This is a genomic window from Herminiimonas fonticola (assembly GCF_040395855.1).
GTDB classification, from domain to species: domain Bacteria; phylum Pseudomonadota; class Gammaproteobacteria; order Burkholderiales; family Burkholderiaceae_D; genus Oxalicibacterium; species Oxalicibacterium fonticola_A.
Window position 1 is genome coordinate 1 of sequence record NZ_JBEBPO010000104.1, and the last position, 7626, is coordinate 7626.

General features: G+C 56.7%; 6 protein-coding genes. 2 read left to right on the plus strand and 4 right to left on the minus strand.

What is annotated here, in order from left to right; translation table 11 throughout:
* The 4 genes from tal to pgi form a co-directional block, all read right to left on the minus strand.
* The coding region (tal, locus tag ABWP27_RS11210) for a transaldolase (RefSeq protein WP_353156735.1) at positions 1-806 on the minus strand (806 nt) is incomplete at its 3' end.
* 92 nt (positions 807-898) lie between these two features.
* A complete protein-coding gene (locus ABWP27_RS11215) occupies positions 899-1750 on the minus strand; it encodes a MurR/RpiR family transcriptional regulator (RefSeq protein WP_353156738.1) in 852 nt (283 codons plus the stop codon).
* A gap of 24 nt (positions 1751-1774) precedes the next feature.
* Positions 1775-3244 (minus strand): glucose-6-phosphate dehydrogenase, encoded by a 1470-nt coding sequence (gene zwf, locus ABWP27_RS11220; RefSeq protein WP_353156741.1) that lies wholly within the window; start codon positions 3242-3244, stop codon positions 1775-1777.
* Positions 3245-3321: 77 nt separating this feature from the next.
* Positions 3322-4965, minus strand: a complete 1644-nt coding sequence (pgi, locus tag ABWP27_RS11225) for a glucose-6-phosphate isomerase (protein WP_353156744.1) — start codon at positions 4963-4965, stop codon at positions 3322-3324.
* 315 nt (positions 4966-5280) lie between these two features.
* Between pgi and edd the strand changes: the two genes are divergently transcribed.
* The gene (gene edd, locus ABWP27_RS11230) at positions 5281-7194 is read left to right on the plus strand and encodes a phosphogluconate dehydratase (RefSeq protein WP_353156747.1); all 1914 of its coding nucleotides are present in this window, start codon (positions 5281-5283) and stop codon (positions 7192-7194) included.
* Positions 7195-7216: 22 nt separating this feature from the next.
* A partial coding sequence (locus tag ABWP27_RS11235) for a beta/alpha barrel domain-containing protein (RefSeq protein WP_353156750.1) occupies positions 7217-7626 on the plus strand: 410 nt, incomplete at its 3' end.

The following is a 7626-nucleotide window of genomic DNA, read 5'->3' on the forward strand; positions in this document are numbered from 1 at the left end:
GTCAGTTTTTCCAGATCGGAATTTTTCGCAGCCTCGGGACTGAGCTTGCGCGTCAATACCGCATCCGACTCTGCCAGTTTCTGCAGCAACTCAGGACTGATGGTCAACAGATCGCAGCCGGCCAGTTCGGTGATTTGCGAAGTGTTGCGGAAGCTCGCACCCATCACTTCGGTCTGATAGCCGAACTTGCGGTAGTAAGTGTAAATGCGCTTGACCGATTGCACGCCCGGATCGTCGGCGCCGGTGTAATCGGTGCCGGTGGATTTCTTGTACCAGTCGTAGATGCGGCCGACGAAAGGCGAGATCAGTTGCACTTTGGCATCGGCGCAGGCAATGGCTTGCGGCAGCGAGAATAGTAGCGTCAGGTTGCAGCGTATGCCTTCCTTCTCCAGTATTTCGGCGGCACGTATGCCTTCCCATGTCGAGGCGATCTTGATCAATACGCGCTCGCGCGAAATGCCGGCGGCTTCGTACAAACGAATCAGTTCACGACCCTTGGCGACTGCGCCAGCGGTATCGAAGGACAGGCGTGCGTCGGTTTCTGTCGAGACACGGCCCGGAATGATCTTGAGAATCTCGGTGCCGAAGGCGACCAGCAGGTGATCGACGATTTCCGCGGTACTTTTGCCGGCGTGTTCGCGCGCGACTTTTTCCATGATCGGACGGTACTCATCCTTTTGCACGGCTTTCAGGATCAAGGAAGGATTGGTGGTGGCATCCTGCGGTGCAAAGGCCTCGATCGATTGAAAGTCGCCGGTGTCGGCAACGATGGTGGTGTATTGCTTCAGTTGTTCGAGTTGGTTCATGGCGAGCTTATGAATAAATGTTTGAGCAATGTTTTATCTATTGTACTCAAAGTGGGTAGCAGTCTGCCGGTATGTGGAATACGAATAGATTGTTATCGCAGAAATGAATCGAACTGCATTTCGATTTTTTGCAGGGCTTTTTGCGCGCTGAGCATTTTCTTGCGGCGCTCCGGACTCAAACGCAGTGCCAGACCCACGGCCAGGATATCGATCACTACCAGATGGGCGAGCCGCGCTGAAATGGGTGTGTAGGGATCGGTATGGAAATGCAGGTCGATCGGAATCAGCACGGTCGCCAGTTCTGCCAGCGGCGTACCGCTGGGCGCGAGAATGACGACATCGGCACCGCAGGAGCGCGCCAGTTGCACGCTGCGCAGCAGGGCGATGCTGTTGCCGCGTTGCGAGATGGCGACTACCGCATCGCCTTTTTTCAGTAGCGATGCGGCGATGCTGTGGATGTGCGGATCGGCGTAGGCGACGGTCGGGATGCCGGAGCGAAAGAATTTGTGCTGCGCATCGGCGGCAATGATGCCGGAGGTGCCCTGGCCGTAAAACTCGATGCGATTGGCGCGCGCGAGCACCTGTAGCGCCTGCTCGATCGCATTGGCATCCAGGCTGTTGCGCAAGTCGAGCAGGGTGTTGATGGAGCGGCTGCAAATCTTGCTGACCAGATCGGTCGCCAGATCTTCCGGTGCCGGTGCTTCATCGGCACCCGGTGCGAGCGCCAGGCCCTGCGCAAGTTTCATCTTGAATGCATGCCAGCCGTCGAAACCGATGGCGCGGCAAAAACGCACCACGGTCGGTTCCGATACCTCGGCTTTTTTGGCCAGTGCCGTGATGTTCTCGGCGATTGCCAGCTCGGGCTGTTCCAATACGGCGAGCGCGACTTTTTTTTCCGATTTGGAAAGCAGGTCGTACTGGGTGCGTATCGAATCAAGCAGCATGCGTTTTTCCGTTGTTTATTGCGACTATTCCGGCAACGCTTCTTCGCGCCACTGCAAGCCGTCGCGTCCGATCAGGGCGCTGGCTGCAGCCGGGCCCCAGGTACCGGAGGTGTAGGGTATCGGCTCGTTGCCTTCCTGTTCCCAGTAGCGCAATACGGGCTCCACCCATTCCCATGCCGCTTCCAGTTCGTCGCTGCGCATGAACAGGGTCAGTTGGCCGCGTAACACATCCAGTAGCAGGCGTTCATAGGCATCCATGCGCGGCGCCTTGAAGGTTTCAGCGAAATCCAGTTCGAGTTCGACCGGCTTCAAACGCATGCCGTCGCCCGGTGTTTTTGCCATCAGGTTCAATTGCAGACCGTCGTCCGGTTGCAGACGGATCACCAGGCAGTTGGGCTGAAAGCTGCTATTCGATTGCGCAAAAATCGAGTGCGGAATTGCTTTGAAACGCACGACGATTTCGGCCAGCTGGTCGGCCATGCGTTTGCCGGTGCGCAGATAGAAAGGCACGCCGGCCCAGCGCCAGGTATCGATCTCGGCTTTGACGGCAACGAAGGTTTCGGTATTTGAATCCGGGTTGGCATTTTTTTCCTGCCGATAGGCCGGTACGGCCTTGCCTTCGACATGGCCGGCGCGATACTGGCCGCGTACGATATTCCTGGCCAGTGTGGTCGGCGTGAACGGCTTGAGCGAGCGCAAGACCTTGAGTTTTTCATCACGCACCGCATCGGCCGAGACGGACAGTGGCGGTTCCATTGCGACGATACACAGCAATTGCAGCAAATGATTTTGCAGCATGTCGCGCAGCGCACCGGAGGTTTCGTAATAACCCATGCGATTGCCGACGCCGATTTCCTCGGCAATCGTGATCTGCACGTCGGAAATCCATTCGCGCCGCCACAGGGGTTCAAACAGCACATTGCCGAAGCGCAGCGCGAGCAGATTCTGCACCGCTTCCTTGCCGAGATAATGGTCGATACGGAAAATCTGTGATTCCTTGAACACCTGGCCGACTTCCAGATTGATCTGCTTGGCGCTGGCGAGGTCACGGCCCAGCGGTTTTTCCAGCACGACGCGCGAATATTCGGTGGCCAGTCCGCGTGCCGACAGGTTGTGGCAAATCTTGGCAAACAGCGTGGGCGGCGTTGCCAGATAAAACACGCGCGTGATGCTGGCATCGCTGCGCAGTACGTCGCTGAGCGGCTGGTAGGTGGCGGCATCGGTGGCGTCCAGCGAGACGTAGCGTACGCGGGCGCAGAATTTGTCCCACGATGCCTGTGCGAATACTTTCTCGTTGATGTGCGGTCGTGCATTTTCGTTCAGCGACTGGACGAATTCGGCATCGTTCCAGTTTTGGCGGCCGATACAGATGATCTGTGCCGCAGCCGGCAAATCTCCTGCGCGGTCGCGTGCATACATTGCAGGGATCAGTTTGCGCATCGACAAATCGCCGCCGCCGCCAAACAGAACAAGATCAAAATCGGTAAGTGCCATGATTATTATGAGTTTATGTAGTTGAGGATGTGTTCATCGGAACATCATCACGGTAAATTGTTTTTTTGACCTGGTGATTACAGTGCCGCCCTGGCGCGTGCGATCAAGCCATTGGTCGAACTGTCATGCTGTGCCGGCCTGGCTTGCTCCGCCAGTTCCAGCGCGATGTTTTTTGCCAGCAGTTTGCCCAGTTCCACGCCCCATTGATCGAAACTGTTGATGCCCCAGATCACGCCTTGTACAAACACCTTGTGTTCATACAGGGCGATTAACGCACCAAGTGTGCCCGGGGTTAACGCATCCATCAAAATAGTGTTGCTGGGGCGGTTGCCGGGGAAGCTGCGGTGTGGAATCAATTTTTCAATTTCTTCAGTCGACAAACCTTGCGCCTGCATGTCGGCGCGTACTTCGTCCGCATTCTTGCCGCGCATGAAGGCTTCCGATTGGGCAAAGCAGTTTGCCAGCAATAGCAGTTGATGCGATTCCAGCGTATGCGATGGTTTCAGCGCGGCGATGAAATCGACCGCTGCCACATCGGTGCCCTGATGCAGCAACTGGAAGTAGGCATGCTGGCCATTGGTGCCTACATCCCCCCAGATGATGGGACAGGTAGCGACCTCGACTGTGGAGCCATCGACCTTGACGCGCTTGCCGTTACTTTCCATTTCCAGCTGCTGCAGGTAACCGGAAAACAGGCGCAGATCCTGGTGATACGGCGCGATGGAAATCGAAGTGCTGCCGATGAAATTACGATTCCAGATACCGAGCAGGGCCAGAATGACCGGCAGATTCTTTTCCAGCGGCGTTTGCTGGAAATGCTGGTCCATCGCATGCGCACCGGCGAGAAATTCCCGGAAGCGAACGATGCCGATGGAAATCACCAGCGCCAGGCCGATTGCAGACCAGACCGAATAACGTCCGCCTACCCAATCCCAGAACGGGAACATGTTTTCTGCCGCAATGCCGAATTCGGTGACCAGATCCAGTTGCGTCGAGACGGCAACAAAATGCTTGGGCAACTGGCTTGCGTCGGCGCTGCGCAGAAACCAGGTGCGCGCGGAGCGCGCATTCGTCATGGTTTCCGACGTACCGAAGGTTTTGGAAGCAACGATAAAGAGGGTGGTGGCAGGATCGATACGCGACAGCAAGGCATCGAGATCGTGACCATCTACATTGGAAACAAAATGCATGAGCAGGCGCGGATGACCGAACGAGCGCAGGGCCTGGCAAGTCATTTTCGGCCCGAGGTAGGAGCCGCCGATGCCGATGTTGACGATGTCGGTAATTTCGCGCCCATCGTAGCCGCGCCATTCGCCGGAACGAATGCGTTCGGAAAATACGCCCATCCGGTCAAGTACTGCGTGTATGTCGGGGACGATGTCGTGCCCATCGAGTTCCAGTTTGTCGCCGCGCGGTCTGCGCAAGGCCGTATGCAGTACGGCGCGATGTTCGGTGCGATTGATTTTTTCGCCGGCAAACATCGCGTCGCGTTGTGTTTCCACCTGTGCATCGCGCGCGAGTGCGCACAGCAGATGCATGGTCTTGTCGTTGACGATATTCTTCGAGTAGTCGAAAAACAGGCCTGCACCTTCAGTCGATAGTTTGGTAAAGCGGGCAGGGTCCTGGGCAAACAGATCGCGGACCTGCCAGTTTTTCGCTTCCGCGTGATGTTGTTGCAGCGCCTGAAAAGCAGCAGAGGCGGTCAGAGATGAAGTGCGCATGGGCAATATATGCGATAGAAGTTGGATTTAACTATACATCAAATTATGGTAATTTCACTACAAATATATTCCGTGCAGGCAAGGCGTTAAATCGGATGCGCAGTGCCGCGTATCTGCAGTCAGCCTGTTACGGATGCGCTTGAGAGATGAAAGTTCAATCTGCCAGGACGATTTGTCCGGTTTGCAGGATAATGGCGCAGAAGTGAATTTCCCGCGCAATTGCGTGTCCTATGCTTTCGTAGGAAAACCAAAAAAGATGCTTGGTTGGCACGATTTATTGTAGTAAAATTTCAAAACTGTTTTCAAGGATTTCATATGCCGCTCAATCCCGTCGTGTCTGCTGTCACCGAGCGGATCATAGAGCGCAGCCGCCCTTATCGCGCTGCTTACCTGAATCAATTATCGGAATCCATACAGCAAGGCGTACAGCGCAGCACCTTGTCCTGTACCAATCTCGCACACGGATTTGCGGCATTCCCGGCCAACGACAAACTGGTATTGAAGCAGCAGAAAAATCCTTCGATTGCCATCGTCTCGGCATACAACGACATGCTGTCGGCACATCAGCCGTATGAACGTTTTCCCCGCATCATCAAGGATGCGGTGCGCGCAGCGGGTGGGGTAGCGCAATTTGCCGGCGGCGTACCTGCGATGTGCGACGGCATTACGCAAGGGCAGCCGGGCATGGAACTGTCGCTGTTCTCACGCGATACGATCGCGATGTCGACCGCCATTGCGCTGTCGCACAATATGTTCGATGCGGCGGTCTTTCTTGGCATCTGCGACAAGATCGTGCCGGGTTTGCTGATCGGCGCCTTGCACTTCGGCCACCTGCCTGCGGTATTTATCCCGGGCGGGCCGATGACGACCGGCATGTCCAATTCCGAAAAATCCAGAATTCGCCAGCTCTATGCGCAGGGGAAAATCGATCGCGAGGCCTTGCTGGAAGCGGAGTCCAAGTCGTATCACGATGCCGGCACCTGTACTTTTTACGGCACGGCAAACAGCAACCAGATGTTGATGGAAGTGATGGGCCTGCATTTACCGGGTTCTGCATTCGTGACGCCGAACACGCCCTTGCGCGATGCCCTGACTGTGCGGGCCGCACAACGCGCAGTGGAGATCAGCGCACAAGGGCTGACCTTCACACCGGTCGGACGTCTGGTCGATGAAAAAACCATCGTCAATGCGATCGTGGCGCTGCTGACAACCGGCGGCTCGACCAATCATACGATCCATCTGATTGCAATCGCCAAGGCGGCCGGCATAGTGATCGACTGGAACGATTTCGATCAATTGTCGGCAGTCGTGCCGCTGCTGACGCGCATCTATCCGAACGGCGAAGCCGACGTCAATCATTTCCATGCTGCCGGCGGTACCGGTTTCGTGATCCGCGAATTGCTGGATGCAGGATTGCTGCATGACGATGTGACGACTATTCTTGGCGAAGGCTTGCGTGCACATTGCGCCGAACCTTTTCTCGATGGTGCACAGGCAGTGTGGAAGCCTGCGCCGGAAACCAGTGCAGATGAAAGCGTATTGCGTCCAGCCACACGTCCTTTTGCGCCGGATGGCGGCTTGCGCCTGCTGACCGGCAATCTCGGTCGTGCGGTCATTAAAATTTCTGCGGTCAAGCCCGAACATCACCGGGTCGAGGCGCCGGCTATCGTTTTCAAGTCGCAGGAAGAGTTCATGCACGCCTATCAGGATGGAAAACTGAATCAGGATTTCGTTGCGGTCGTGCGCTTTCAGGGGCCGAAGGCGAACGGCATGCCTGAATTGCATGCATTGACGCCTGCGCTCGGCAGTTTGCAGGATGCCGGTTTCCACGTCGCACTGGTGACGGACGGCCGCATGTCCGGCGCTTCCGGCAAGGTGCCGGCGGCCATTCACGTGTCGCCTGAAGTATTGGCCGGCGGTCCGCTGGGAAAGATACGCGATGGCGACATCATTCTTCTGGATGCCGAAGCAGGTGTTTTGCAGGCTTTGGTCGATGCGGCGGAATGGCAGCAACGGCCGCATGCATCGGTCGATCGTTCAGCGAACGTGGTGGGCATGGGGCGCGAGCTGTTTGCAATGTTCCGTTCCACGGTCAGCATTGCCGAAGAGGGTGCTGCCACGTTTGCCTTGCCGCGCCTGATTGTGCCGACCGATACCGAGGTCAATCTGCCGAAAGGCGATGCTGAACCGTTCAGCGACGAAGACACCCACGTTCAACAATCGATATGAACAGCACAGAATGAATAAGTCCATGACCCTGCTTGAAATCATGCGGTGCTCGCCGGTGATTCCGGTGATTGCAATTGACGATCTGTCGCATGCCGTGCCTTTGGCGCGCGCGCTGGTGGCAGGCGGCATCCGTGTACTGGAAGTCACCTTGCGGACACAACACGGCCTGGCCGCAATTCGTGCGATCGCGGAGCAGGTGCCGGAAGCGATACTCGGCGTCGGTACGCTCACGCGTCACGAAGACTTTGCCGCCGCACGCGATGCCGGTGCCATCTTCGGCGTTTCTCCCGGTTTGACGCAAGAGCTGATCGAAGGCGCGCGTGCCAGCGGTTTGCCTTTGCTGCCGGGCGTGATGACGCCATCTGAAGTGATGCGTGCACGCGAAGCCGGCTTCCGTCAGGTGAAGTTGTTTCCCGCCGTTCCTGCAGGTGG

Excerpts from the sequence above, each read along its gene's own strand:
- ABWP27_RS11215 (WP_353156738.1), bottom strand. The coding sequence starts at position 1,750 with ATGCTGCTTGATTCGATACGCACCCAGTACGACCTGCTTTCCAAATCG.
- zwf (WP_353156741.1), bottom strand. The coding sequence starts at position 3,244 with ATGGCACTTACCGATTTTGATCTTGTTCTGTTTGGCGGCGGCGGCGAT.
- pgi (WP_353156744.1), bottom strand. The coding sequence starts at position 4,965 with ATGCGCACTTCATCTCTGACCGCCTCTGCTGCTTTTCAGGCGCTGCAA.
- edd (WP_353156747.1), top strand. The coding sequence starts at position 5,281 with ATGCCGCTCAATCCCGTCGTGTCTGCTGTCACCGAGCGGATCATAGAG.